Source organism: Sphingomonas sp. PAMC26645 (genome assembly GCF_004795835.1).
GTDB lineage: Bacteria > Pseudomonadota > Alphaproteobacteria > Sphingomonadales > Sphingomonadaceae > Sphingomonas.
The window spans coordinates 2,976,148-2,999,156 of the sequence record NZ_CP039249.1 but is presented as its reverse complement, the minus strand read 5'-3'; the positions used below and the strand labels follow the sequence as shown (position 1 = coordinate 2,999,156).

Annotated in this window: 29 protein-coding genes, 1 other RNA gene and 1 pseudogene; 15 read left to right on the top strand and 16 right to left on the bottom strand. The window is 64.8% G+C overall.

Annotation, left to right across the window (positions count from 1 at the left end; all coding sequences use genetic code 11):
• Positions 1-19: 19 nt before the first annotated feature.
• A complete protein-coding gene (locus E5673_RS13840; RefSeq protein ID WP_136190439.1) occupies positions 20-547 on the bottom strand; it encodes an N-acetyltransferase in 528 nt (175 codons plus the stop codon).
• Between the two features lie 160 nt (positions 548-707).
• Here E5673_RS13840 and E5673_RS13835 point away from each other — a divergent pair, with 160 nt between their 5' ends.
• Both E5673_RS13835 and E5673_RS13830 read left to right on the top strand, forming a co-directional pair.
• On the top strand, positions 708-1,079 hold the full coding sequence (locus tag E5673_RS13835) for a dihydroneopterin aldolase (RefSeq protein WP_056482390.1): 372 nt from the start codon (positions 708-710) through the stop codon (positions 1,077-1,079).
• A 4-nt stretch (positions 1,080-1,083) separates the two neighbouring features.
• The gene (locus E5673_RS13830; protein WP_056482387.1) at positions 1,084-1,359 is read left to right on the top strand and encodes a Rossmann fold domain-containing protein; all 276 of its coding nucleotides are present in this window, start codon (positions 1,084-1,086) and stop codon (positions 1,357-1,359) included.
• Between the two features lie 22 nt (positions 1,360-1,381).
• On the opposite strand, the gene E5673_RS13825 is transcribed toward E5673_RS13830, so the two are convergent.
• Complete coding sequence (locus E5673_RS13825) at positions 1,382-2,230, bottom strand: hypothetical protein (RefSeq protein ID WP_247599393.1); 849 nt, start codon at positions 2,228-2,230, stop codon at positions 1,382-1,384.
• 272 nt (positions 2,231-2,502) lie between these two features.
• Between E5673_RS13825 and E5673_RS13820 the strand changes: the two genes are divergently transcribed.
• The 5 genes from E5673_RS13820 (at position 2,503) to E5673_RS13800 (ending at position 5,693) form a co-directional block, all read left to right on the top strand.
• Positions 2,503-3,183, top strand: coding sequence for an energy transducer TonB (locus E5673_RS13820; RefSeq protein ID WP_056058187.1), 681 nt, complete (start codon positions 2,503-2,505; stop codon positions 3,181-3,183).
• Between the two features lie 53 nt (positions 3,184-3,236).
• On the top strand, positions 3,237-4,031 hold the full coding sequence (locus E5673_RS13815; protein WP_056058190.1) for a MotA/TolQ/ExbB proton channel family protein: 795 nt from the start codon (positions 3,237-3,239) through the stop codon (positions 4,029-4,031).
• A 91-nt stretch (positions 4,032-4,122) separates the two neighbouring features.
• Entirely contained in the window at positions 4,123-4,599 is a 477-nt protein-coding gene (locus E5673_RS13810; RefSeq protein ID WP_056058193.1) for a biopolymer transporter ExbD, read from the top strand.
• Between the two features lie 59 nt (positions 4,600-4,658).
• The gene (locus tag E5673_RS13805) at positions 4,659-5,087 is read left to right on the top strand and encodes a biopolymer transporter ExbD (protein WP_056058196.1); all 429 of its coding nucleotides are present in this window, start codon (positions 4,659-4,661) and stop codon (positions 5,085-5,087) included.
• 243 nt (positions 5,088-5,330) lie between these two features.
• The gene (locus E5673_RS13800; RefSeq protein WP_247599392.1) at positions 5,331-5,693 is read left to right on the top strand and encodes a tetratricopeptide repeat protein; all 363 of its coding nucleotides are present in this window, start codon (positions 5,331-5,333) and stop codon (positions 5,691-5,693) included.
• Between the two features lie 660 nt (positions 5,694-6,353).
• Here the strand turns inward: E5673_RS13800 and dcd are convergent.
• Positions 6,354-6,908, bottom strand: a complete 555-nt coding sequence (gene dcd / locus E5673_RS13795) for a dCTP deaminase (RefSeq protein WP_136190437.1) — start codon at positions 6,906-6,908, stop codon at positions 6,354-6,356.
• Positions 6,909-7,131: 223 nt separating this feature from the next.
• Between dcd and E5673_RS13790 the strand changes: the two genes are divergently transcribed.
• From E5673_RS13790 to E5673_RS13780, 3 genes are all read left to right on the top strand, one after another.
• Entirely contained in the window at positions 7,132-7,821 is a 690-nt protein-coding gene (locus tag E5673_RS13790; protein ID WP_247599391.1) for an N-acetylmuramoyl-L-alanine amidase, read from the top strand.
• A gap of 187 nt (positions 7,822-8,008) precedes the next feature.
• Positions 8,009-8,393: RNase P RNA component class A (gene rnpB / locus E5673_RS13785), an RNA gene on the top strand.
• A gap of 50 nt (positions 8,394-8,443) precedes the next feature.
• Positions 8,444-10,417 carry a hypothetical protein gene (locus E5673_RS13780; protein WP_136190436.1) on the top strand — a complete coding sequence of 658 codons (1,974 nt, stop codon included), beginning with the start codon at positions 8,444-8,446 and terminating at the stop codon, positions 10,415-10,417.
• Positions 10,418-10,525: 108 nt separating this feature from the next.
• Here E5673_RS13780 and E5673_RS13775 read toward each other — a convergent pair whose 3' ends face one another.
• Together E5673_RS13775 and E5673_RS13770 are read right to left on the bottom strand one after the other, a co-directional pair.
• Positions 10,526-11,164, bottom strand: coding sequence for a carbonic anhydrase (locus E5673_RS13775; RefSeq protein WP_136190435.1), 639 nt, complete (start codon positions 11,162-11,164; stop codon positions 10,526-10,528).
• The gene (locus E5673_RS13770) at positions 11,161-12,741 is read right to left on the bottom strand and encodes a SulP family inorganic anion transporter (RefSeq protein ID WP_082440998.1); all 1,581 of its coding nucleotides are present in this window, start codon (positions 12,739-12,741) and stop codon (positions 11,161-11,163) included. Before E5673_RS13770 ends, E5673_RS13775 begins: the two co-directional genes overlap by 4 nt.
• A 215-nt stretch (positions 12,742-12,956) precedes the next feature.
• On the opposite strand from E5673_RS13770, the gene E5673_RS13765 reads away from it, so the two are divergent.
• Positions 12,957-13,496, top strand: coding sequence for a J domain-containing protein (locus tag E5673_RS13765; protein WP_136190433.1), 540 nt, complete (start codon positions 12,957-12,959; stop codon positions 13,494-13,496).
• The gene (locus E5673_RS13760) at positions 13,493-13,801 is read left to right on the top strand and encodes a (2Fe-2S) ferredoxin domain-containing protein (RefSeq protein WP_210731745.1); all 309 of its coding nucleotides are present in this window, start codon (positions 13,493-13,495) and stop codon (positions 13,799-13,801) included. The genes E5673_RS13765 and E5673_RS13760 overlap by 4 nt, the downstream gene beginning before the upstream one ends.
• A 135-nt stretch (positions 13,802-13,936) precedes the next feature.
• Here the strand turns inward: E5673_RS13760 and E5673_RS13755 are convergent, their stop codons facing one another.
• The 4 genes and pseudogenes from E5673_RS13755 to E5673_RS13740 all read right to left on the bottom strand — a co-directional run.
• Complete coding sequence (locus tag E5673_RS13755) at positions 13,937-14,344, bottom strand: SufE family protein (protein ID WP_136190432.1); 408 nt, start codon at positions 14,342-14,344, stop codon at positions 13,937-13,939.
• Between the two features lie 113 nt (positions 14,345-14,457).
• Entirely contained in the window at positions 14,458-14,697 is a 240-nt protein-coding gene (locus tag E5673_RS13750) for a hypothetical protein (RefSeq protein WP_056482364.1), read from the bottom strand.
• A gap of 9 nt (positions 14,698-14,706) precedes the next feature.
• Positions 14,707-14,949 carry a hypothetical protein gene (locus E5673_RS13745; protein WP_136190431.1) on the bottom strand — a complete coding sequence of 81 codons (243 nt, stop codon included), beginning with the start codon at positions 14,947-14,949 and terminating at the stop codon, positions 14,707-14,709.
• 95 nt (positions 14,950-15,044) lie between these two features.
• Positions 15,045-15,224: pseudogene (locus E5673_RS13740) on the bottom strand (hypothetical protein); the annotation flags it as partial.
• A gap of 80 nt (positions 15,225-15,304) precedes the next feature.
• Here E5673_RS13740 and E5673_RS20240 point away from each other — a divergent pair.
• On the top strand, positions 15,305-15,568 hold the full coding sequence (locus E5673_RS20240; protein ID WP_210731744.1) for a hypothetical protein: 264 nt from the start codon (positions 15,305-15,307) through the stop codon (positions 15,566-15,568).
• Between the two features lie 48 nt (positions 15,569-15,616).
• On the opposite strand, the gene E5673_RS13730 is transcribed toward E5673_RS20240, so the two are convergent.
• Genes E5673_RS13730 through E5673_RS19710 form a run of 5 tightly spaced genes read right to left on the bottom strand, consistent with a single transcriptional unit; the run spans position 15,617 to position 17,469 of the window.
• Entirely contained in the window at positions 15,617-15,892 is a 276-nt protein-coding gene (locus E5673_RS13730) for a hypothetical protein (protein WP_136190429.1), read from the bottom strand.
• A 32-nt stretch (positions 15,893-15,924) separates the two neighbouring features.
• Positions 15,925-16,308 carry an envelope stress response membrane protein PspC gene (pspC, locus tag E5673_RS13725; RefSeq protein ID WP_056482352.1) on the bottom strand — a complete coding sequence of 128 codons (384 nt, stop codon included), beginning with the start codon at positions 16,306-16,308 and terminating at the stop codon, positions 15,925-15,927.
• Position 16,309: 1 nt separating this feature from the next.
• The gene (pspB, locus tag E5673_RS13720; RefSeq protein ID WP_136190428.1) at positions 16,310-16,606 is read right to left on the bottom strand and encodes an envelope stress response membrane protein PspB; all 297 of its coding nucleotides are present in this window, start codon (positions 16,604-16,606) and stop codon (positions 16,310-16,312) included.
• Between the two features lies 1 nt (position 16,607).
• Positions 16,608-17,273, bottom strand: coding sequence for a phage shock protein PspA (gene pspA / locus E5673_RS13715; protein ID WP_056482347.1), 666 nt, complete (start codon positions 17,271-17,273; stop codon positions 16,608-16,610).
• Between the two features lie 52 nt (positions 17,274-17,325).
• Positions 17,326-17,469 (bottom strand): hypothetical protein, encoded by a 144-nt coding sequence (locus tag E5673_RS19710; protein ID WP_168711631.1) that lies wholly within the window; start codon positions 17,467-17,469, stop codon positions 17,326-17,328.
• A 172-nt stretch (positions 17,470-17,641) separates the two neighbouring features.
• Between E5673_RS19710 and pspF the strand changes: the two genes are divergently transcribed.
• Positions 17,642-18,679 (top strand): phage shock protein operon transcriptional activator, encoded by a 1,038-nt coding sequence (pspF, locus tag E5673_RS13710; protein WP_136190427.1) that lies wholly within the window; start codon positions 17,642-17,644, stop codon positions 18,677-18,679.
• A 151-nt stretch (positions 18,680-18,830) separates the two neighbouring features.
• On the opposite strand, the gene E5673_RS13705 is transcribed toward pspF, so the two are convergent.
• On the bottom strand, positions 18,831-20,039 hold the full coding sequence (locus tag E5673_RS13705; RefSeq protein WP_136190426.1) for a cation:proton antiporter: 1,209 nt from the start codon (positions 20,037-20,039) through the stop codon (positions 18,831-18,833).
• Positions 20,040-20,287: 248 nt separating this feature from the next.
• Here E5673_RS13705 and E5673_RS13700 point away from each other — a divergent pair, with 248 nt between their 5' ends.
• Positions 20,288-21,208, top strand: a complete 921-nt coding sequence (locus E5673_RS13700) for a right-handed parallel beta-helix repeat-containing protein (protein ID WP_136190425.1) — start codon at positions 20,288-20,290, stop codon at positions 21,206-21,208.
• 119 nt (positions 21,209-21,327) lie between these two features.
• Here the strand turns inward: E5673_RS13700 and E5673_RS13695 are convergent, their stop codons facing one another.
• Positions 21,328-22,956 carry an alkaline phosphatase family protein gene (locus E5673_RS13695; RefSeq protein ID WP_136190424.1) on the bottom strand — a complete coding sequence of 543 codons (1,629 nt, stop codon included), beginning with the start codon at positions 22,954-22,956 and terminating at the stop codon, positions 21,328-21,330.
• Positions 22,957-23,009: the final 53 nt, after the last annotated feature.

Genomic DNA, 23,009 nt, shown 5'->3' with positions numbered 1-23,009 from the left:
GCGGAGGTAAAGCGGTGGCTTATGCGGATGCGGTGACCGGCATGGCCTCGGCAACGCGGGGACCGAGCATGCCGGTGCTGTCCGGCACCGCATCGCCGCGGGCGAGCAGGCGGTGGCGCTCGACCGGGCCGGGGGCGGCCCAGAATGCGGTGCGCTCGGCGGAGAAGCCGAAGAACCGGCCGTAATAGTCGGGGTCGCCGATCAGCATGAGCGCATCGTCGAGCCCCGTGACGGCGGCCGCGTCGAGCGCCTGCGTCATCAGGCGACGACCGATGCCATCTCCTTGATGGTCGGGTACCACGGCGACCGGGCCGACCATGATCAGCGGAAATGGTCTGTCGTCGTCGACCAGCGCAATCGGCCAGCACTGGATCGAGCCAACCAGCACGCCATCCTCGACCGCGGCGAAGCTGAGTGCGGCGACCGGCTTCGTCCCACCGCGGATCGTGTACGCGGTCCGCGTGAACCGATCCGGGCCGAAAGCGGCATCGAGCAGCATCTCGACCGCTGTCGGGTTGATGCTGGCCAGGGGAACGAGAGTGATCAACGGCATCTCCGGCCCGGACTGCGCCGCGTACACGCGGGAAGGGCAGCGCGCTTTAGCCGTGGCGACGCTGAACGCAAGGATAACCGGATCGACGTTCGGACGACCCGGCGCGCGAACGGTGTGACTTTCATCTCGCGGTGCGTCTGCTAGAGGCGCGCAGATGGAAGACAGTCTTCAACTCGAAGTCCACGATCTCGAAGTGCAGGTCCTGACCGGCATCTATTCGGAGGAGACGCACCTGCCGCAGCCGCTGCGGATTTCTCTGACCGTGGACATGGTCTGCCCGAGACACTTCGCGCCGGATACGCCGTTGTCGGCATCCAAGAACTATCTCGATTTGAAGAACGCCGCGACCACCGCGCTGCCGGCCGGCGTGCATTTCACGCTGATCGAGGGCGTTGCGGATCATATCTGCGAGACGTTGTTCCTGCAGGATGCCCGCGTCCTGCGCGTGATGGTCAAGATCGTGAAGCTCGCGATCGCCGAAGCCGACGAGGCGATCGGCGTGACCCTCGTCCGACATCGCCGCTGATCGCATGCTGCTGAGGCTAGAGCCGGGCGGGGACATCGCGGCGCTCGTCCGTGGCGCAGTCGGCGAATCGCGGATCGTGTTGATCCCCGCGAACCTCGATCCGCTGACGATGGCGCAGGCGAGGGCGGCGATCGGCCCCCTCGCGATCGAATTGGCGCCAGCGGTCCGCGTGAATGCGGTGGCACCGGCCGAGGCGGCTCGACACGCCGATGTTGAGGCCGCGGTCGCGTTTCTTGAGCAGGCGCGCTCCACCACCGGACAATTGCTGGTCGTCGGCTAGCCTGCGCGCTTCCGAGGGTAGTTCAGCTTTTCCGAGTCCGTCCGCACGGCCCCAGCGCGGCCAGGACGAATGCGTAATCCTCCCGCGCGATCGCCGCATCGGCGGCCTCCAGCGATCCCGTGCTGCGGTCCGGCAAGGCCTGCGGCAAGGCGCAGCTCAGCCGGTACCACAGCAGCGTCTCCGCCGCAGGCGGTGCGGCCGACTCGTCGACGATCTCGCTAAGCGCAACCGCCCAGCGTGGCTGTTCGCCGGGACGCCGCAGCACCGACAGCGAAACCGGACGTTGGTCCGCGGTCGTCAGGAAGATCTGGGTCTCGCCTTCACCGGGTAGCGCGCCGGGAACGTGAAACGCGTTGCCGATGCCGGTGATGACCGGCGGCGCATCGCTCGCCAGTGCATCGCGGGCGATCTTCCGTGCGCGTGCATCTGCGATCGGCGTCCAATCCAGCTGCGCGTCGGGCGCGACCAGTTGGACCTGATTCACCGCGCCGGACACTGGTCTGGCGAAGATCAGCACGCGCGCCTTCTTGAATTTCGGCACCCGGCCGGCTGCGTCGGGCATTACGTCGAGCAGATACCCGATTCGCGGCGGCAGCCCGTTGGCGCCGCGGATCAATGCGGTGACGTCGACCTCGACATATAGTCTGACATGACCCGCCGCGAGATTCGGTGCCTCGGCCGGCTTGATCTTCGTCGTCGACCGGACGGTCGCGTCGGCGATCACGGGGGCGGAAAGCACCAGGTCGGCGATGTCGGAATATCCAATGCCGCCAGCCGCTTCGCGCTGCACCGCACCCTGCGCCACACCGGCGTCGCCGGTGAAAACCCGGGGTGTAGCCGGGGTTTCCTGAGCGCCGATAGGAGTTGCCACGATGATGACGGAGAGGGCCGAAGCCGTAACGTGAAAGAGAAGATTCATGTCTTCAGGCTACGCTACGCAAGCTGAACGATACAGAAATAATTCTGCCATCCTATGGTTGTACGTTTGTTGCGTCCGACAAAGCGTTTGCGTGTCGCAGAACGTGGCGATAGGACTTGCTCACTGCCCCGTGGTTATTCCGGCCAACGGCAGACGCATGTGCCGCGTACCCATTGCGGGCACGTGCGTACGGAGCAGGCAGATTAAGGGAGTGTCGTTTCTGAATGGCCTATACTGACCAAAAGATGTCCGGAGGCAAAATCGTCGCGATCGTGATCGTCGCGCTGATTCATGCGGCCTTGGGCTATGCTTTCGTCACTGGCCTCGCGTACCAGTACGTGAAAAAGGCCCAGGAAAAGATGACGACGTTCGACGTGGAGCCGCCACCGCCGCCGCCTCCGCCCGACGAGCCCCCGCCGCCGCCACCCGACCAGCCAAACCTGCCGCCGCCACCGACCACGGTCGTGACGCCGCCGCCAGTCGTGGTAACGCCGCAGCCAGCGCCCGCGCTGACGACGTCGAGCATCATTCCTCGGTTCCAGCCGACGGCACCGCCGTCGCCGCCCGCACCACCAGCACCGCCGGCACCGCCGCCGACGCCACGTGTCTCGCAGGCTGCTGGTCTCAAGGGTAACCCAGGGCAGTATTTCGGCGCGGACAATTATCCGCCGTCGGCTCAGCGTGAGGGTGCTCAGGGTCGCGTTTCCGCGAAGCTGACGATCGGTACGGATGGTCGCGTGACCGACTGTTCGGTGACGTCGTCCAGCGGCAACACGACGCTGGATGATGCGACCTGCCGGATCTCCAAGGCGAGGGTGCGTTTCACGCCTGCCAAGGACGAGAACGGCAATGCCGTAGGGTCGTCGTACCAGCTGAACATCAGGTGGGTCCTGCCTCAGGAATGATCCATCCTACGTCAACCGCACCAGATAAAATTCAGTCAGAGGACTAAGCGAACATGATCACCACCATTCTTGCAGCGGCAGCGCCCGCCGCAGCCGACGCCAACCCGTACGGCCTGCAAGCCGCACTTCGCGAAGGCGGCCTGATTTCGCAGACCGTGTTCGGCATTCTCGTGCTGATGTCGGTCGTGTCGTTCTACATCCTGTTCTCGAAGCTGTTCGAGCAGCAGAAGATCATCGGCCAGGGCAAGCGCGTCCGTCAGGCCTTCTGGTCGTCGAACAGCCTTCGCGAGGGTTCGGCCAAGCTCGAGAAGAACTCGGCCTACAAGCAGATCGTCGACGACGGTCTGGCCGCTCAGGATCAGCATTCGAAGCTGACCGATCCGGTCGAGGCGCATGACTGGCTGCACGGTTCGCTGGCTCGCTCGGAAGCCGCGATCAACTCGAAGCTCGGTGGCGGTCTCGCCTTCCTCGCAACGGTCGGTTCGGTTTCGCCGTTCATCGGTCTGTTCGGTACGGTTATCGGCATCTACCGCGCACTCGTGAAGATCGGTGCATCGGGTCAGGCATCGATCGACAAGGTCGCAGGGCCGGTCGGTGAAGCACTGATCATGACCGCCCTTGGTCTGGTCGTCGCGGTTCCTGCCGTGCTGTCGTACAACTGGCTGCAGCGCCGCAACAAGTCGATCGCAGAGGACCTGTCGGCCTTCTCGAACGACGTGCTCGGCTTCCTGGCTTCGAACGGCGCAGTGCGTCCGTCGATCGCAACGGCTGCCAAGCCGGTTTCGGCCAAGCCTGCCACGACGACCACGACTGCCGGCCAGACCGGTGGCGTACCGCGCGCCAACTAAGACGCGAAAGGCGGGGCTGCTGCCAGCAGCGGCCCCGCTTCATTGCCGCCGGCGGTTCCGGTGGCGATCAAATGGATAGGATAGTTCGCACATGGCGATGAGTGTTGGTGGCGATTCCACCGAGAGTTCGATATCGGACATCAATACGACGCCGCTGGTCGACGTCATGCTCGTGCTCCTGATCATCTTCCTGGTGACGACGACCGTCGCGGTTCAGGCTGTGCAGCTGAAGCTGCCGGATGTTCGTTTCGATCCGACGATGACCAAGCCTGAGAACGTCTCGCTGTCGGTAACGTCGGCTGGCGGACAGTGCCAGGTGTACTGGGGGCTTTCGCCGGTGACCCACGAGGAGCTGCTGCAGCGTGCCGTCGACAAGCTGAAGGCTGAGATCGCACGTCAGGGCGGTGTCAACGCGGCTGGTCTCGAATTGCCCGAGGCTCACATCCGCGGCGACGTGAATGCACCGTATCGCTGCATCGGCGCGACGATCTACACGATGCAGCAGGCTGGGTTCGCCCGCGTCGGCTTCATCTCCGAACCGCCTCCCGGCGGCACCACCGAACGTTGATGGCGAACGCTGATGCCGAACGCTGATGATCGCTCGGACGTATTTAGGAGTAGTATAAGATGGCAATGAGCGGCGGCAAAGAAGATGGCGCGCCGATGATGGAAATGAACATGACGCCGTTGATCGACGTCCTGCTCGTTCTCCTCATCATGTTCATCATCACGATCCCCATTCAGACGCATGCGGTGAAGGTCGACCTTCCGGTCAACAGCAAGAACCAGCCGCAGAACCCGGTCGATCCGCAGAAGAACAAGATCTCGATCGATCCCGCCGGTACGGTCGCATGGAACGGTTCGCCGGTCGACGAGGTGACGCTGCGCCAGTATCTGGACCAGTCCGCCGGCATGACGCCAGAGCCCGAACTCCACTTCCAGCCCGATCCCGAATCGAAGTATGAAGTGGTCGATCGCACGCTGGCCGTCATCAAGCGGTCCGCGATCACCAAGCTCGGCTTCATCGGCAACGAGCAGTATCGCAACGCCTTCTAGGTCCTGCTGCGTGCAGTATCGAACGTCCAAAGGGCGGTCCTCCGGGGCCGCCCTTTTTTTGTCGTGCGGTCGTCACCGGACGGCGGACGAACCGCAGCGGCGGAACGCGTCGTGGTGCATCGAAAGGAGATAATCCCCTCGCGGGAGCGAACTTGATCAATGTGCTTGTATGACAGTCATCGAAGTGACACACCGTTGTCATAAAAATGAAACCTTCCGATACGCGAAGGTCAGTGGAGATGGATGATGCGCAAGACCGTCCTGTTCGTTCTAGCAACCTTGGGTGCAGCCACGCCGGCGTTGGCGGACCAGTCCGCGTCGACGGATCGCACTGGGTACGTCGCGATAGCGGCGGGCGACCTGTCGACGGCGGAACAGCGCATCGTCGCCGAGCGGAGGATTTTCCCGCAGCGTCCCGAGCTCATGCTCAATCTCGCATCGGTCTATCACCGTACCGGTCGCGAGTCGGAGGCACGCGCGCTGTATGCGGCGGTGCTCGACCGCCCAGCGGTCGCGATGGACCTGCCATCGGGCGCAGTGGCGTCCTCGCACGATCTGGCCAGCCGTGCGTTGGCGCGGCAATCGCAGCAGATCGCGACTCGCTAACTACCTCCCAACGATCACCACTCGGTAATCGTTGGGGTGGGTCATTTGAAAGCCGGCTTGCTACCTTGTTCTTCCGCGAAGGCGGGAGCCCAGTCTGGGTCCCCGCCTTCGCGGGGAAACAAGCTAAACAGGTAGATCGGATCTGTGTCTGTCGGGCGGCGAGCTATCATCTGCTGTAAAGCATTACGCCATATGGACGTGCCGTCTTGGCAGCAGGTGAGCCGTCCGCTGTTGGGTTGCATACAGACGACGATTTGTCATTTTTTGTCCGCGGGTGCGCGCTTCCTAAGCGATCGTACCGTTGTCGATACCCGTAAACATCGTCGACCAACAAAAGCACGGCGCTACCCCGGCGAAGGCCGGGGCCCAATTGGGGACGCTGTCAATTGAACGGTGAGCGCCGTAACCGAGACATTGCTACTGAGGCCCAGGCCTCCGCTGGGGAGGTCGAGTGCGGGGGACGTGTGATCCGCTTGTTGCCTCGAGGTTCGCGGTAGCCGCCTGACTCAGTTCCGCCCAAGCCCAAGCCCAAGCCCAAGCCCAAGCCCAAGCCCAAGCCCAAGCCCAAGCCCAAGCCCAAGCCCAAGCCCAAGCCCAAGCCCAAGCCCAAGCCCAAGCCCAAGCCCAAGCCCAAGTCCAAGCCCAAGCCTAGCCCAAGCCCTAAAGCCGCGGCAGCGTCACCCCCCGCTGCCCCATATATTTCCCCGCCCGGTCCGCATAACTCACCTCGCAAGGCTCGTTCCCCTTGAGGAACAGGAACTGGCACGCACCCTCGTTCGCATAGATTTTGGCAGGCAGCGGTGTGGTGTTGGAGAATTCCAGCGTCACATGCCCCTCCCATTCCGGCTCCAGCGGCGTCACGTTGACGATGATCCCGCACCGCGCATAGGTCGATTTGCCCAGACAGATCACCAGCACATCGCGCGGCACGCGAAAATATTCGACGGTGCGGGCGAGCGCGAAGCTGTTGGGCGGGATGATGCAGACGTCGGTCTTGCGATCGACGAAGCTGTTTGCGGCAAAGTCCTTAGGGTCGACGATCGCGCTGTCGACGTTGGTGAAGATCTTGAACTCGTCGGCAACGCGCGCGTCGTAGCCGTAGGACGACAGCCCGTACGAGATGCAGCCGTCGCTGCGCTGCGCTTCGTGGAACGGTTCGATCATCGCATCGCCCAGCGCGCGCTCGCGGATCCAGCGGTCGGACATCACGGACATGGCAACTCCCTTTTCGCGAGCGGCTTTCGCCCGGATGCGGGCGGACGGCAAGAGGGACCCGCCGAATCACGTGTAGCCCCGACCACGACTCCTTCACGAAGCGTCTGCTTATGCGCGTAGGCTATTGATGCGGTCGAGCGGTGGCGTCACAATGTAGCGTCACGATCGCCGCGATCGAGACTGCGCCATCGGTGCTGGCCCGACGGCTAGAAGGGAAGCTGGCTTGAAGTTCATCGAGACCCCGTCACCTAATTTCGACGATCGTTCGCTGCCCATCACCATGATCGTGCTGCATTATACCGGGATGCAGGACGGCGCGTCGGCGATCGCCCGGTTGCGCGATCCCGAGGCGAAGGTGTCGTCGCATTACCTGGTGGAGGAGGACGGCACGGTCCTGCGCATGGTCGCGGAGGACAAGCGCGCCTGGCACGCGGGCAAGTCGCACTGGCGCGACGTCGACGACGTCAACTCGGCCAGCATCGGCATCGAGATCGTCAATCCCGGCCACGAGTTCGGCTATCGCCCGTTCCCGCCCGAGCAGATCGCATCGGTCGTGGCGCTGGTCGCCGAGATCAAGGATCGTCACGAGATCACGCGCGGCAACATCGTCGGCCATTCCGACATCGCCCCGGTGCGCAAGCGCGATCCGGGCGAGCTGTTTCCGTGGCACGAACTGGCGCGGCGCCGGCTGGCGCTGCCGCGGCCGACCAAGAATCTGATGGACCCGGGCTGGACCGAGGGCGGCTTCTGCCTCGCACTCGAACGCTTTGGCTACGACGTCGAAAACCGGATGGCGGCGACGATGGCGTTCCAGCGGCGATTTCGACCGGAACTGATCGACGGTGAGGTCGATGCGGAGTGCCGGTGCATCTTGCTGGCGTTGCTGTTGCCGAAACCAATGGGCGACGACTAATCCTCATCCTCCCCCGCAGGGGGAGGTGGCACCGAAGGTAACGGAGGGGGAGGACACGGAACAGAGGTTGTCCCTTTCCTCCCCCTCCGACTGGCAAGCGCCAGCCACCTCCCCCTGGCGGGGGAGGATTGGCGCCCCCGCTAAAAACGGTGGTGCATCGCCCGCACCCGCGCTAGGGCTCGCCTCGCCAGAGGGTCGGGCGGCCGCGGGTGTCTTTGGACACGCGAGGAAAGTCCGGGCTCCGCGAAACGACGGTGCCGGGTAACGCCCGGCGAGGGTGACCTCAGGGAAAGTGCCACAGAGAGCAGACGGCCAACCCTCGGCTTCGGTCGGGGCGGTCAGAGTGAAAGGGTGCGGTAAGAGCGCACCGCGCGCCTGGTAACAGGGGCGGCACGGCAAACCCCACCGGGAGCAAGATCGAATAGGGGTGGCACATGGGCTTCGTTTCAGCTCGTCACCCGGGTTGATTGCTTGAGGCGGCGGGCAACCGTCGTCCTAGAGGAATGGTCGCCTAACTTCCGTATCGAAGGATCGGAAATGGACAGAACCCGGCTTACAGACCCTCTGGCATCCTTTCCCGAACCATTGCAGACTGCGGCGGAACTACGCTTGGGGGAAAGTGATGCGTTTCGGCAATGTTGGTCTGTTCGGTGCGGGCATGACGGCGCTCGTCGCGGGGGCGGTTCAGGTGGTGGCTCAGGCTCCAGCGTCCACCACGGTACAACAGGATTTCGACGCAGCAGCCGCGCTCGATACGAAAGGTGACAAAACCGCGGCACTTGCCGCCTGGGAAAGGCTCGAGGCCCGTACCAAACCTGGGTCACGCAGCCGCGGCGTCGCACTTACCCGCAAGAGCGCGGCTTTGTTCAAGCTCGACCGCTCCGACGATGCGGTAATCGCCGCACGCGCCGGACTTGCCCTGCTGCCGGCTAGCGATCCCACGCTCGCAGAGGACCGCTGGCGCGCCTATTACAATCTTGGCATCATTGCGGAGGACGCGCTCGACTATGCCGGCGCAAGCGATTCCTATGCGAGCGCCGAGACGGCTGCGGATACGCCTGCCCTGAAGGCCGCCTCGATCCTGGCGCTGGCCAACACGAAGACGTTCACTGACCCCGCTGCTGCGGATGCCGCGCTCGCTCGTGCCGATGCGCTGCTGAAGCCGCTCAAGGCCGATGGCAAGCTGAAGGCGCTGGTCGCGCGCCGCCACGCCATTCTGCTGCTCAATCGCGGCGCCTATGATCCGGCACGCGTTTACGCGATCGACGCGGTCAAGCAACTCGGTGGCCTGACCTCGCAGACCGACGTGAACGATGTCTCCGCCCGTTCCGATGCAGCGATCGCGTCGCTCCTGGCAGGGAAACCGGACGAGGCGCGACGCTATATGGCGATGACCGGGGCGGGACGGTTGACCAAGGGCGAGTTCGATCCGGCGGTGCAGATGGACGTGCCGCCGTGTGGCGGCGAGGCGGATCTACGGCCGGCGGACATGGCGGTGGTCGAATTCACGATCGGCGACGACGGCGTGGTGAGAAACGTCGCGCCGATCTACGCAGCGGGCGGTGGTGCGGTCGCGCTGGAGTTTGCTCGGGCGGTCCGCGACTGGTCGTGGACGCCCGAACAGGTCAAGGCGCTGCCCGCGTTCTTCCGCTACAACGTCCGGGTCGAGATGCGGTGTTCGACGTTGTTCGAACGCCCGTCGATCACCAAGTTCCTCGATTCCGACATGGCGACTTGGCTCGAGTCGAAGGGTCTCTCGCTGCCGAGCGAGGAGCGCGGCGCAGACGCAGTTTCGGTCGTGCGCCAGCGTGCCGCGCTGGCCGCGGCGGAGGCGAAGTCCGGACCCACATCGATCGCCGCGCTGCCCCCGCTCTATCAACTCGTGAACAACGCGGTCGTCGGACGCGAGGAGAGCAACGTCCTCGCGCGGCGGGCGCTTGCGATCGCCGAGGCGCAGGGCGCGCCGCCGACGGCTCGGCTGTCGCTGGACATAAGCGTCCGTGAGACCGGCAGCACGGACAGTTGGAAGGATGGCACCTACGCGCGCGCGGTCACGCCGCTGCTGTCGATGCCGGTCTACGCGAACGATCCGAAGGCGCGGTCGGCAATCCTGTTGCTGATGGCGGAGCGGACCAGTTCGCGCACGCGCCGCGGGGTGTTGTTGCAGCAGGTCGCGGACGACAAGGCGCTCGCCGCGAATGATCCGTTGCGCGTCGGAGCGCTGATTCGTCTCGCCTCGCTACAGCAGCAGGCGGGCGACACCGCCACCGCGCGTGCGACGTTCGATCGGTCGGGACTGGCGGCGAACCAGTGCGCGATCCTGGATGCGCCGCCACGGTTCCTGTCAGCGGGCGGGACGTTCCCCAATGAAGCGATGGCGTGGGGCTTCGAGGGGTGGACCAAAACGCAGTTCGATGTCGGCGCCGACGGTCGGGTAATACATCAGCGCGCCGTGCTGAGCTATCCGCCGTTCGTGTTTACCAAGGCGGGTACCGAAACGATGGCCGGCGCACGGTACAGCAAGACGTTTCGCCCAGATGGCGGCCTCGGCTGCGGCGGCCTGTCGCAACAGGTCCGGTTCAAGCTACCGGGGTAGGGGCGGATCGGCAGCGTCGGGTTGCCGTTCTTGTTCTCTCGCGAAGGCGGGAGCCCAGGCTGGTTCCCCACCCTCGCGGGGAACCAAGCGAAGGCAGGTGGCGCTCGCCTAAACCAGCACCTTGTCCGGCCGACCGACCTCTTCGAGCACGGTCGTCGAATCAATCTCCATCATCGGTTTGATCAGCCCGTCGCGGATGTCGTAGACCCAGCCGTGGAGCAGCACTTCCTGGCCGCGCGCAAACGCACCCTGGATCGTCTTGGTGCGCGCGAGCCTGACGAGCTGGTCCCGGACGTTGACCTCCACCAGCCGGTTGACCTTCTGCTCGCGGTCGGGCTGCGCGTCGATCTCGTCGGCATGGTCGTGCAGCACGCAGCGCGCGGTCTTCAGCCAGTCGTCGACGGGGCCGGTGGTGCCGCCGTCCAGCGTCGCGCGGATCCCGCCGCACGCATAATGACCGCAGATGATGATGTGCCGCACGCCGAGCACGTCGATCGCATATTGCAGCACCGACATCAGGTTCATATCGTCGTCGTTGACGAGGTTGGCGATGTTGCGGTGGATGAACATGTTGCCGGGCGGCGTCATGGTCATCTGCTCGGGGCCGACGCGGCTGTCCGAACAGCCGATCCACAGGAACTCCGGGTTCTGGCCGACCAGCTGGCGCTGGAAGAAGTCGGCGCTCTCCTCGATGATCTCGGCCGCCCACGCCTTGTTGGCGAGCAGGAGCTGCTTGTACTGCCTCATGCGAAACGGACCTCGGTCTGGGGGGCGTTGATAAGCTTGACCGTACGCAGCGCGAGATCGCCGCGGATGAGCACGGTGATGCCGCGATAAGCGGCGCCCTTGATGAACGCGTTGATGATGTCGACGTTATCGAGATCGACATAGCTGGTCGACGACAGGTCGATTAGCAGGTTCGCATTGTCGGGCACCTTGGCGAGCGACTTCTGCAACTCGTATTTGTGGATGAAGTACAGGTTGCGACGGGCGCGGACGAGGCAGTCCTCGTCGTCGCAGGCAAAGGTGATCGCGGTACGGAAGTTGCGTGCGACGACGAACACGAAGCCGACCGCGAGGCCGATGACGATGCCTTCGAGCAAGTCGGTGAACAGGATCGCAGCCACCGTGACGACGAACGGAATGAACTGCGTCCAACCCTGCTTGAAGCGTTCGGTGTAGAGCTTGGGCTTGGTCAATTTATAGCCGGTCGCGATCAGCACCGCGGCGAGCGCCGACAGCGGGATCAGGTTCAGCACCGCCGGGATCAGCGCCACGCTGACCAGCAGCCAGAAGCCGTGCAGGATCGTCGACAGCTTGCTCTCGGCCTTGGCATCGACGTTGGCGGACGAACGCACGATCACCGAGGTTACGGGCAGGCCACCGATCAGGCCCGACAGGATGTTACCGCCGCCCTGCGCCATCAGCTCCCAGTTCTTGTCGGTCGAGCGGCGGCGCGGATCGATCTCGTCGACCGCCTTGACGCTCAGCAGCGATTCGAGGCTGGCGACGATCGCGAGCGTCACGGCGCTGCTCCAGACGATGCCCATCGTGATCCCGGAGAAGTCGGGGAAGGTGAACAGCGACGGAAATTGCGACAGGGTCTGCGTGATCGGCACCTGAACGAGATGCGTCGCCTGGAGCTGCCAATCGGGCTTCACGGCACCAAGCAGCATGTTGCCGAAAATACCGATCAACACGACCACCAGCGGGCCGGGGACGAAGCGCAGCGGGCCGTCCTTCGGCTTGGCGCCATCCCACCAGAACAGGAAGGCTAGGCTGACCGACGCGATCAGGATCGCACCTGGCGTCACCGCGGCGCTGAGGCTGTCGAGGATTCGCGAGAAGGTATTGATGCCGTTCGCGGTGGTGAATTCGAAGATGCCCTCGGCCTCGCGGTCGAAACCGACGGCATGCGGGATCTGCTTGAGGATCAGGATCAGGCCGATCGCCGCGAGCATGCCGGTGATGACCGACGACGGCACGAACTCGCTGAGGATACCCGCGCGGGTCAGCGAGAAACAGATCTGCAGAACGCCCGCGAGAACGACCGCCATCAGGAACATCTGGTAGCTCGGCATGCTCTCGATCGCAGTGAGCACGATCACGGTCAGGCCCGCGGCAGGGCCGCTGACCGACAGCGGCGACTTCGAGAACAGGCCGACCGCGATACCGCCGACGATCCCCGAGATGATGCCGGCGAACAGCGGCGCACCCGACGCGAGCGCGACGCCGAGACAGAGGGGCAGCGCGACGAGCGCGACGACGATGGAGGCGGGAAGATCCGCGCGCCATGTGGTAAGCTTTGGAATGAGAGTCGGCACCAGGGCTCCTGTCCATAAGGTGTCGGCCGGGATACGTCCGCACCGGACGCATCTATCCATGCCACATGACAAATAGTTCATGTTTAGTAATCGATGAACGGTGTCTGACTCAAGGCGGAATGTTGCGGCGCGGAAGATTGTCGGATCGGGCAAGTTTACGTCGCGATCGCTGCGTGCGGTTGCGTTGTCCGTGGGGACGCCTATCTCGGACCGCTATGGCTCGAAGCACGACACGATCTTCAGACTGGGGTTTTCCGCGCTGGCGCGAGTATGGCGCGAGCACCGAGGCGGTGACCGTCCGGCTGTGCGATCGGCATGGCTGCAACGAGCCCGGCAACTGCCCGGCGCCGAAATCGCCGAACAGCCCCGACCGCTGGTATTTCTGCATGAACCACGCCGGCGAATATAATCGCGGCTGGAATTATTTCGAAGGCCTGAGCGCGGAGGAAGCGGCCGAGCGCGAGGCGGCGGAAACGCGCACCGCGGACGGGTACGCCGATCCCAAGCATTATGCGTGGGCCGGCTCAGGCGACGGCAGCCGCTCGCGTGACGAGATGCGCGCGCTGGAGGTGCTGGACCTTGAGCCCGACGCGACGTTCGAGGACGTCCGCGCGGCATGGCGGCGGATGGCGAAGGCGAATCATCCGGATGTGCGCCCGAACGACAAGGACGCGGCGAAGCGGTTCCAGGGCGTGCAGGCAGCGTACGAGGTTCTGAAGGTGGCCGAAGACCAGCGGACCTGGAAACCGGCGTGATCCGGGTCCTCGCCAGTCGCTGGCAAGGCAGCGTTCTGGTCTGCGGCAAGTGTTCGAAGAAGCTCGATGGTGGGTTTGGCGCAAAGGGCCGGACACCGCTGGTGAAGTTGCTGCGTCAGGCACTCGGCTTGAAGAAGGGCCGCAAGGCGGATCGCGGGGTGGTCGAGGTTAAGTGCCTCGGGGTCTGCCCGAAGAACGCGGTGGTGATGGTCGACGGCGCTCGGCCGGATCGGTGGATGCTCGTCCCGGCTGGTGCGGACGTGACCGAGGTCGTTGCGAACCTCACCGAATACGCAGCAATCTGACGATCCTCCCCCGCCAGGGGGAGGTGGCTGGCCCTTGCCAGACGGAGGGGGAGGAAGGGGTAACCTCCGTTGCGTGTTCCTCCCCCTCCTTCACCTTCGGCGACACCTCCCCCTGGCGGGGGAGGATCGAAAGGTTCAGCCGGCGTACCGCTCCGCCGTCTCGCGAATCAAAGCGATCATATTCGGAATCCCCTGCGTCCGGTTCGAGCTCAGCTGCTTGCTCAGGTCGAACGGCGCCAGTTCCGCCTTGATATCTGTCGCGACGATCGCACCCGGCGCCTGATCCTGCACCGTCAGCAACACCAGCGCGATGATCCCCTTGGTGATCGCCGCATTCGAATCCGCGAGAAAGTGGAGCCGGCCATCGTCGGTCGTAGTCGGATAGACCCAGACCGAGGCCGAACACCCGCGCACCAAAGTCGCGTCGGTCTTCAGCGCATCCGGCATCGGTTCAAGCTCTTTGCCAAGGTCGATCAGCAGTCGATAACGATCGTCGGGTTCGAGGAAGTCGTATTCCTCGCGAATGTCGGTGAGAGTGGCCATGCCGTGGGCGGTAGCGGGTCGGCCTTAGCGCTTCAACACCATGTTCCCCCGCGAAGGCGGGGGCCCAGTCTGGACCCCCGCCTTCGCGGGGGAACATGCTTGCGGGGCGAGACTTAAAGATCCACCCCGGCAGCGATCGCCTCCAGCTTCTTGATCCGCTCCTTCAAGTCCGCGATCTCGATCCGCGACCCGGTCGACACCGCGACCGGCATGCGGCCGTCCTGCATGTGATCCAGCTCCATCCGCCGCAGCGAGAGCCATCCGCGCCATCCGGCCAATCCACCGGCGACGATCATTGCCAACCCTGCAAGGCTCGCCAGCGCCAGGGTGATATAGACGTTCGGTTCGATCATGTCCGCCTCCTAGCGGTCGCGGAGCCGTTCGATCTCTCGGTCGAGATCGACGCTCTTGTGGTTGTCGGTGATCACGCGCTCCAGAACCTGGATACGCTCCTTCATCTGCTGCACCTCGTCGCGCAGCCGCAGCGTATCGATGCTGTCGGCCGGCTTGGCCGGGGCGTCGCCCATCGCGCGGTAGCGCGCGGTCAGCACCTTGGCGGCCATCACGATCAGCACGATGCAGACGACCATCGAAAAGGGGTTCATCGTGTTTCTCCTTCAACGAGGCTCGGGTGGCGGGCCGTCAGCGCGATCGGTGGGGATGCGGGTGACAGTACCGCCTGGGATGGGGTTGGTTCGACCCGGAGCCGTTCAATCTCGTCGGCGACGCCGGTGCCGCGATCGGTGGCGATCCGTTCCAGCACGCGGACGCGCTGTTCGAGACGTTCGGTGTGGGCTGCATATTGCGCCGCCTTCTCCGCGGTCTGCGCGTTCAGCGCGGTGGCCATCGTCTCCTTGTGTCGCAACCAGCTCTTGAACATCTCGCTGCCGATCCCGAGCGTGACGGGAGCGCCGACGCAGACGATCGCGAGCATGAAAACCGTAAATCCGTCCATGATCGATGTCCTCAGCGATCGCGGAGTGCTTCGATCTCGCGAGCGGTACGCTCGGCGGGATCGGTGGCGATGCGCTCGAGGACCGCGATCCGTTCCTCGAGGCGGGAGACCTGCCCGGTCAGGCGCTCGTTCTCGTTGCTGAGCAGCAATACCTGGCGCTCACCGTCGACATCGCCGTCCCGCCCGCGCCTGCGGCGGCGCGCTTCTGGCTCGAAGCCATGCTTTGCGCGGACCCAGTTGTTCGCAACCCAGGCAACCGGTCCTATTGAAATTGCCACGACCGGTATGATCAAACCCCAATCCATTGCAGTATCCCTTCAGTTCGGCTGGAGGCGAAGCGCCTCGATTTCGCGGGCGGTGCGCTCGGCGGGATCGGTGGTGATCCGCTCGAGGACCTGGATCCGCTCCTGCAGGCGGTCGATCTGGCCGGTGCGGCGCATATTCTCGCTGTCGAGCAGCGCGATGCTGCGTTCCGCATCCCGGTTCGCGGCCTTGACCGCGATCCGCGCCTTGCGGCGACCAAATGCCTGGATCGTCAGCGTTGCCAGCGTGCCGAGTATGATACCCAGTATCAGTGCTGCTTCTGGTGGCATGGTATTTCCCCCTTTTCGATCGACGCCGCGTCTCAGCGCAGGCTGTCGATCTCTGCCGCGAGGCTGTTGCTTGAGCGGCTGGTATAGTGCGTCTCGATGTCGGCGAGGCGGCGGTCGATGTCGCGGAACTTGCTGCGGACCTCGGCAGTCGACCGCTTCGGGTTCGATCGGACGCCCTGCCAGAACTTCGCGTCGTCGGGCGTCTCGTACAGGCCGATAGGCTTGGCATGGCCCATCCAGGCGACCATCCAATAGGCCAGCAGCGTCCAGGGAAAGCCCCCGGCAAGCGTCAGGACGACCATGCCGACACGGACGAAGAGCGCGTCGACGCCGGTATAGTCGGCGATCCCGGCGCAGACGCCCTTCCACTTGGCGTTCTGCTTATCGAGGTAAAACTGGGTGCGGCTGCCGGACATTTCAGTTCCTCCGATCCGAGTTGCGATCAATGGTGCGGTCGGACTGATGGTCCGACAGATACGGCGATTGCGTCGTGCCGAGGCCCGGCTTCCAGTCGGGATTGTCGGCGGCGATGATCCGTTCGACGGTCATCACGCGGTCCTCAAGGCGGCGGGCGAGCGCCTGCATCTCGTCGAGCAGGCGTTCGTCCTCCTCGGTGATCCGCGGCGCCTGCTTCCACTTGGTAATGTAGTGCAGGATCACCCACGGCAGCCCGATGAAGAGGACAGCGCAAACCAGAACGGCAGTGATATTCATCTCAATCGTCCTTCTTCATGCGCGCCTTGAGCGCGGCGAGCTGGGCGTTGACCTTGTCGTCGCTGCGCAGCTCGGCGATTTCCTCTTCGAGCGTCTTGACGACCCCGAGCCCCATCGCATCCGCGCGGCCCTCGGCCTCGTCGACGCGGCGGTCGAGGATGTCGAAGCGGCTGAACGCCTCGTGCGTCTTCGGGCCGTTGTACATTTCCCGAAGTCGCGTCCGGTTGTTCGCGCTCTCCAGCCGGGTCTGCACCGCGTTCTGCTTGGTGCGTGCCTCGCGGAGCTTGGTCTGGAGTTTGGCGATGTCCTCTTCCGACGCCCGAAGTGCGTCGTCGAGCACGCCAACCTCGGCCTTCAACTGCTCGGCCATGTCGAACGCTTTCTGGCGCTCGACCAAGGCAGCCTTAGCGAGGTCCTCGCGGTCCTTGCTCAGCGCCAGCTCGGCCTTCTCGGTCCAGTTGTCCTGGAGCTGCTCCAGCTTCGAGATATGGCGGCGCATCTCCTTCTGGTCGGCGATGGTGCGCGCAGCGGAGGCGCGAACCTCGACCAGCGTTTCCTCCATCTCGAGGATGATCATGCGGATCATCTTCGACGGGTCTTCGGCCTTCTCGATGAGATCGGCGAAGTTGGCGGCGACGATGTCGCGGGTGCGGGAAAAGATGCCCATGTAAATCCTACTCCAGGGGTCGGCCCGAGGCTCTTGGCGAGCCGTCGGGGTCTTATGCCACGATTGCGGTGGTTGCCGCGATAGGCGTCATGTTGGTTGCGGTCGCAGGTCCTACCGCGCCGATGACGCAGGTTGCGCTGGCGACGATGGTGCAGAGGGCGGCGACGACGGTGCGGGCGATGGTGGTGTTGAACATGGTGGGTCCCCTTTGAGGATGGTCGTTTCCGCTATTCGGCGGGTTGCCTGAAGCATTGCATCTGTCGTGCCAGTTTCGAAAATGGCGGAATTGCAGGGGTTTGCGCGATTTCGACTATCGGGCTGGCACCGCAAGCTTGCCAAGAGTTGGGAATTCGCGCCACATCTTCGCCATGGAGCGAACAACCCAGGTCATCGGCGAGTCCGGCACGTTCATGGCGGCGCTCGAACGCGCATCGCGGGCGGCGGCGCTTGACCGTCCGGTACTGGTGATCGGCGAGCGTGGCACGGGCAAGGAACTGGTCGCCGAACGCCTTCACCGCTTGTCGCCGCGGTGGGATCAGCCGTTGGTCATCATGAATTGCGCGGCGTTGCCCGAGACGCTGATCGAGGCGGAACTGTTTGGGCATGAGGCGGGCGCGTTCACCGGCGCGACCAAGGCGCGGGTAGGGCGGTTCGAGGAGGCGGATGGGGGGACGCTGTTCCTCGACGAACTCGGCACGTTATCGATGGCGGCGCAGGACCGGCTGTTGCGCGCGGTCGAATATGGCGAGATCACGCGGATCGGCTCGTCGCGACCCATGCGTGTCGACGTGCGGATCGTGGCCGCGACCAACGAGCATCTCCCCGACAAGGTCGATCGCCACGAGTTCCGCGCCGATCTGCTCGACCGGTTGTCGTTCGAGGTCGTCACCTTACCGCCTCTGCGCGCGCGCACCGGCGACGTGGTGGTGCTGGCAGAGTATTTTGGGCGGCGCATGGCATCGGAACTGGGGCGCGAACGCTGGGAAGGCTTCGGCCCGGCGGCGATGGACGCGCTGATAGCCTATCGCTGGCCGGGGAACGTCCGCGAACTCCGCAACGTCGTCGAGCGCGCGGTATATCGTTGGGAGCAGGCCGGGCCGATCGACGCGATCGAGATCGACCCGTTCCAGTCGCCGCATAGGCCGGGGGCTTCGACTGCGCCTAAACCTATGGTTGCGGCTCCGCGCGCGACCGAACCGGACGAAGGCGAGGACCCGGTCGTCGCGTGCGAAGAAGGCCCCTCGGACTTCAAGTCCCGCGTATCCCGCTTCGAGCGCGACCTGCTCTCGCGCGCCCTCTCGGAACACCGCTTCAACCAACGCGCCACCGCCGAGGCACTCGGCCTGAGCTACGACCAACTCCGCCACGCCCTGAAACGCCACGACCTGCTTAACGCAGGAAGCTGAGGAGCGTCCTAAAAGCTATTCCTCCCCCGCAAGGGGGAGGTGGCGCCGAAGGTGACGGAGGGGGAGGCATGCGAAACCTCTGCTCCGTGTCCTCCCCCTCCGTCTGGCAAGTGCCAGCCACCTCCCCCTGGCGGGGGAGGATCACAATCCGTCACCCGCTCTTCCCCACCAACCCCACCAGCTTCTTCAACTTCGGCGCGACCACAGGCACGGTCAGCATCGTGCTCGCCAGCGCCATCAGCAGCAGCGCCGTGAACGTCTCATTCGTAATGATCTTCTTATCCAGCAGGATGTTGACGAAGATAATCATGATCAGCGCCTTGGTCTGGAGCAGCCAGCCGATCGCCGACGCCTCTCCCGGCCGCCACTTCAGGATCCGCCCGGCCGCGTGGACCCCCGCCAGCTTGCCGCCGACCGACGCGACCAGCAGCAACGCCGCGGCGCCGAACACCGCATAGCCGCCGACCGCCCACTGCGTCTTCAACCCGGTCGACAAGAAGAACACCGGCATCACCGCAAGGAGCACGAAATGGCGGAACTGGTCCATCTTGGCGATCGTGAACCACTTCGAATCGAGCACCGCGCCCGACAGGAACGCGCCGACCATGAAGTGCAGCCCCGCCCAGTCCGCCGCGAACCCGCAGCCCGCGAGCCAGATCAGGCTGACATACCAGCGATCGCGCTCCTCAATCCGCGCCATCAGTTTGCGCACGATCAGCGTTGCCACTGCGAACCCGACCAGGAAGCCACCCTGCCGCCCGACCCGCTCCCAATCGAGCAGGATCAGCGCCAGCACGCCCCAGATCGCGATGTCGTCGAGGCTGGCATAGCGCAGGATCCGCTGCCCGATCGGCTCGCGCAGCACGTCGAGCTTTTCCAGGAACAGCACCAGGATCGGCAGCGCCGTAACTGCGCATGCCATGCCGATGCCGAGCACGACCTGCCACGTCGCACCGTCCGGCCCACGCCAGCCTGGGTAGCGCAACATCAGCACCGCTGCGATGCTGCCGGTAATGAGCGGCACCGCGAGCGCGAGGCCCGCCGTTACGCCAGTCTCGCCGCGCCGTTTCCAGGCCTCGCCGAGATCGAGTTCGATACCGGCGACCCACACGAACATCATCACCGCCCACCACGCGATGCCGTTCAGCGAGCCCAAGGTCGCGGGTGTGAAGACCGTCGCGTAATAGTCGGGATACGCCGCCCCCAGCACGCCCGGTCCGAGCAGGATCCCGCCAAAGATCTGCACCACCACCAGCGGCGCCCAGTAATCGGTCCGCCCGAGCCGCCACACCAGATACGGCACGGTGAAGATGATGAGTATCGCGAGGAGGAAAACCTCCGTCGGCGTCATGGCGTGCATCTGGATCCCCCGCGCCGGTCGGTTCCCCCCGCCGGCTTTGTTACGGTAGCGGTATTATGCGGTCGACGCAGGCACGGCAATATGCGGACGCCGGGATCGACCCAGCCCGGTTCATTCTTTCCAGTGGTTCATAACGGGACAGGCGTCGTCAAAGCGCGGCGGACGGACTGGTCGAAGCGCGACGTTCCGTGCGATCACGCAGCCCATATCGTCGGCGGGCCACCGCCGCGAAACGAAGAGGATCTCGGATGAAACGATCGTTGCACGCCCTCGCGCTGTTCGCCGCTCCCGCGTTCGCGCAAAGCTCGGCGCCGTTCACGATCAACGGGCAGGGGTTCGCGACGTTGCAGGAGGCGGTCTCGTCGATCCGGCTCGGCACCGCGACGATCCTGATCGCGCCCGGCACCTACCGGCAATGCGCGGTCCAGGCCGGCGGCCACATCACCTTCAAGGCGGTCAAACCCGGCACCGCGATCTTCGAAAAAGTGGCGTGCGAGGACAAGGCGGCGCTGGTCCTGCGCGGGCAGGGCTCGGTCGTTGACGGTCTCGTCTTCCGCGGGTACCGCGTGTCGGACGGCAACGGCGCGGGCATCCGCACCGAGATGGGCGACCTGACCGTCACCAACGCGATGTTCCTCGACAGCCAGGAGGGCATCCTCGGCGGCGAGCCGATCGGTCAGAAGATCCTGATCGACCATTCCACCTTCGCTGGGCTCGGCCAGTGCGACGAATCGCCGGGCTGTTCGCATGCGGTCTACCTCGCCAACAAGGGCAGCGTGACGATCACCAACTCGCGGTTCGAGCGCGGGACGGGCGGGCATTACGTCAAGCTCCGCGTGCCGACCGTGTCGATCACCGACAACAGCTTCGACGATACCGCGGGGAAGAAGACCAACTACATGATCGACCTCCCCGAAGGCGCGACCGGCCTGATCGCGCGCAACACCTTCGTGCAGGGGCGCAACAAGGAGAACCACACCGGTCTGATTGTGGTTGCGGCAGAGGCGAAGACGTACCGCTCGACCGGGTTGCGGGTCGAGGGGAACGACGCGAGACTGTCGCCGGGGGACGGCAGCAGCCCAGCGTTCCTCGCGGACTATAGCCACGACAAGCTCGCGCTGGGGGCGAACCGGCTGGGCACCGGGTTACGGGCGTTCGAGACGCGGTAGCACGCTGGTCGAAGCGAGCGTTCGAGACGGCATTTCCCTAAAAGCTTGTTCTCCCGCGAAGGCGGGAGCCCAGACTGGACTCCCGCCTTCGCGGGAGAACATGTTTTCAGCAAGCGAGCCTAATTAGCGCACGTGCTCGCAGCCCCCGGATCGAGATCCAGACACCGCCCGTCAAGCCCACTCACCGGCAACCCGATCGTCGCCGCCAAGGTCGGCACGATATCCACCGTTTCCACCGACAGCGGCTGCTCGAACGCGGTCATCCCCTTGCGCCAGAACAGGATCGGCACGCGGCGATCGTAATCCCACGGCGACCCGTGCGTCTCCACATACCCTCCTGCCGGCGACACGATCGTCGTCACGCGCGGCTTGAGCAGCACCACCATCTGCCCCGACCGCTCCGGATAGAACGACGCCCGCGCCCGCTCGATCAGCGTCCAGGTCTCGGGCGGTGACTTCGCCATCGGCGTCGCCATGATCTCCGCTGCCGAGTAGGCGCCCGCGATCTGCGGCATCGCGCGATACCGGCGCAGTGCCTCGGCCAGCACCTTCGCCTGCGTCTTCGCCGGCAGCGTGTCGTCGATATAAACGTCGCCCTCCGTCCCGAGCAGCACGCTCCCCGGCAGCCCCATGTCCTTGGCGATCGCAGTCCCGACCTGCTTGGCGAGCACGTTCTCGTCCATGTGCGCCTCCATCGGCATCGCACGCTGCTGCTGGCGCTCGGTCGCGTCATGCGCGCCGTGATCCGCGGTCAGCACGACCTCGTAGTCGACCCCGGTCTCGTCCATCACTGCGAAGAAATCGCCGAGCGTCTTGTCGAGCTGCGCCATCTGGATGCACATCTCCGAGCCCTGCGTCCCGTAGGTATGCCCGATGTAATCGGTCGCCGACGCGCCGATATCGATGATGTCGGTCTGCGGACCTTTGCCGAGCTTCATGCCCTGCACCAGCGCCGCCGCCATCGCGAACACCGCTGCGTCCGAAGCCGGCGACACGCGGAAGCCCTTCGCGTCGCCCGCATCGCGCTCGAATCGACCCTGGCCATACGTCTTGCCCGCGATCACGATCGGATGGTTCACGCCCGCGCAATAACCGGGCAGCGGCAGCGCCGCCTGCGGCTTGGCGATCAGCGCGGCGACCGCGTCGCGCGTCCGCTGCACTGCCGGCGGCACCGCGCGCGCCGCGTACGAAACGTACGTCTTGCCGTCCCACCACCAAAGCTCGTCGACCTTGTGGCCGCCCATCATCACCGCCGCGCGATCCTTCCCCGCGACCGAGACCGAGCGCGTCCGTGGATCGCGCGCCTTCATCATCTCGCCGAGCGTCGGGACCTTCAGGTGCATGTCCGACACGGTATAGCTGTCGTGCGTGCTGCCGGTGACGCGCTCGTCCTCCGAGCAGTAGACGACCTTGTCGGGCCGTCCGGCGCGTTGGTCGATCCAGTTGTTGGCGATGATCCCGGTATGCGCGGGCCGCATGCCGGTCAGGATCGTCGAGTGGCCCGGGCACGTCTCGGTCGCGGCATGGCTCTGATACCCGCTAGGGAACACCGCGCCGTTCAGCAGTCGGGTGAAGCCGCCGGTATAATGGTTGCGATATTGCTGGAACAGGTCGGCGGCGAACTGGTCGACCGAGATCGCGACGATCAGTTTCGGTGGAGTCGTGGGGGTCGCCGCGGGGGGCGCCGCCGTCTGGGCAGAGACCGAAACGGCCGAGGTCAGCAGGAGCGCGGCGATAAATGCTTTCACGAACAGTCCTTTAGCCAGCAACGTCCCTCGAGCGAGGCCGTCGCTTTGAAGTG

Excerpts from the sequence above, each read along its gene's own strand:
- E5673_RS13835 (WP_056482390.1), top strand. The coding sequence starts at position 708 with ATGGAAGACAGTCTTCAACTCGAAGTCCACGATCTCGAAGTGCAGGTC.
- E5673_RS13830 (WP_056482387.1), top strand. The coding sequence starts at position 1,084 with ATGCTGCTGAGGCTAGAGCCGGGCGGGGACATCGCGGCGCTCGTCCGT.
- E5673_RS13820 (WP_056058187.1), top strand. The coding sequence starts at position 2,503 with ATGGCCTATACTGACCAAAAGATGTCCGGAGGCAAAATCGTCGCGATC.
- E5673_RS13815 (WP_056058190.1), top strand. The coding sequence starts at position 3,237 with ATGATCACCACCATTCTTGCAGCGGCAGCGCCCGCCGCAGCCGACGCC.
- E5673_RS13810 (WP_056058193.1), top strand. The coding sequence starts at position 4,123 with ATGGCGATGAGTGTTGGTGGCGATTCCACCGAGAGTTCGATATCGGAC.
- E5673_RS13805 (WP_056058196.1), top strand. The coding sequence starts at position 4,659 with ATGGCAATGAGCGGCGGCAAAGAAGATGGCGCGCCGATGATGGAAATG.
- E5673_RS13800 (WP_247599392.1), top strand. The coding sequence starts at position 5,331 with ATGATGCGCAAGACCGTCCTGTTCGTTCTAGCAACCTTGGGTGCAGCC.
- dcd (WP_136190437.1), bottom strand. The coding sequence starts at position 6,908 with ATGTCCGTGATGTCCGACCGCTGGATCCGCGAGCGCGCGCTGGGCGAT.
- E5673_RS13780 (WP_136190436.1), top strand. The coding sequence starts at position 8,444 with ATGCGTTTCGGCAATGTTGGTCTGTTCGGTGCGGGCATGACGGCGCTC.
- E5673_RS13775 (WP_136190435.1), bottom strand. The coding sequence starts at position 11,164 with ATGAGGCAGTACAAGCAGCTCCTGCTCGCCAACAAGGCGTGGGCGGCC.
- E5673_RS13765 (WP_136190433.1), top strand. The coding sequence starts at position 12,957 with ATGGCTCGAAGCACGACACGATCTTCAGACTGGGGTTTTCCGCGCTGG.
- E5673_RS13755 (WP_136190432.1), bottom strand. The coding sequence starts at position 14,344 with ATGGCCACTCTCACCGACATTCGCGAGGAATACGACTTCCTCGAACCC.
- E5673_RS13750 (WP_056482364.1), bottom strand. The coding sequence starts at position 14,697 with ATGATCGAACCGAACGTCTATATCACCCTGGCGCTGGCGAGCCTTGCA.
- E5673_RS13745 (WP_136190431.1), bottom strand. The coding sequence starts at position 14,949 with ATGAACCCCTTTTCGATGGTCGTCTGCATCGTGCTGATCGTGATGGCC.
- E5673_RS20240 (WP_210731744.1), top strand. The coding sequence starts at position 15,305 with ATGTCCTCAGCGATCGCGGAGTGCTTCGATCTCGCGAGCGGTACGCTC.
- E5673_RS13730 (WP_136190429.1), bottom strand. The coding sequence starts at position 15,892 with ATGCCACCAGAAGCAGCACTGATACTGGGTATCATACTCGGCACGCTG.
- pspC (WP_056482352.1), bottom strand. The coding sequence starts at position 16,308 with ATGTCCGGCAGCCGCACCCAGTTTTACCTCGATAAGCAGAACGCCAAG.
- pspB (WP_136190428.1), bottom strand. The coding sequence starts at position 16,606 with ATGAATATCACTGCCGTTCTGGTTTGCGCTGTCCTCTTCATCGGGCTG.
- pspA (WP_056482347.1), bottom strand. The coding sequence starts at position 17,273 with ATGGGCATCTTTTCCCGCACCCGCGACATCGTCGCCGCCAACTTCGCC.
- E5673_RS19710 (WP_168711631.1), bottom strand. The coding sequence starts at position 17,469 with ATGTTCAACACCACCATCGCCCGCACCGTCGTCGCCGCCCTCTGCACC.
- pspF (WP_136190427.1), top strand. The coding sequence starts at position 17,642 with ATGGAGCGAACAACCCAGGTCATCGGCGAGTCCGGCACGTTCATGGCG.
- E5673_RS13705 (WP_136190426.1), bottom strand. The coding sequence starts at position 20,039 with ATGCACGCCATGACGCCGACGGAGGTTTTCCTCCTCGCGATACTCATC.
- E5673_RS13700 (WP_136190425.1), top strand. The coding sequence starts at position 20,288 with ATGAAACGATCGTTGCACGCCCTCGCGCTGTTCGCCGCTCCCGCGTTC.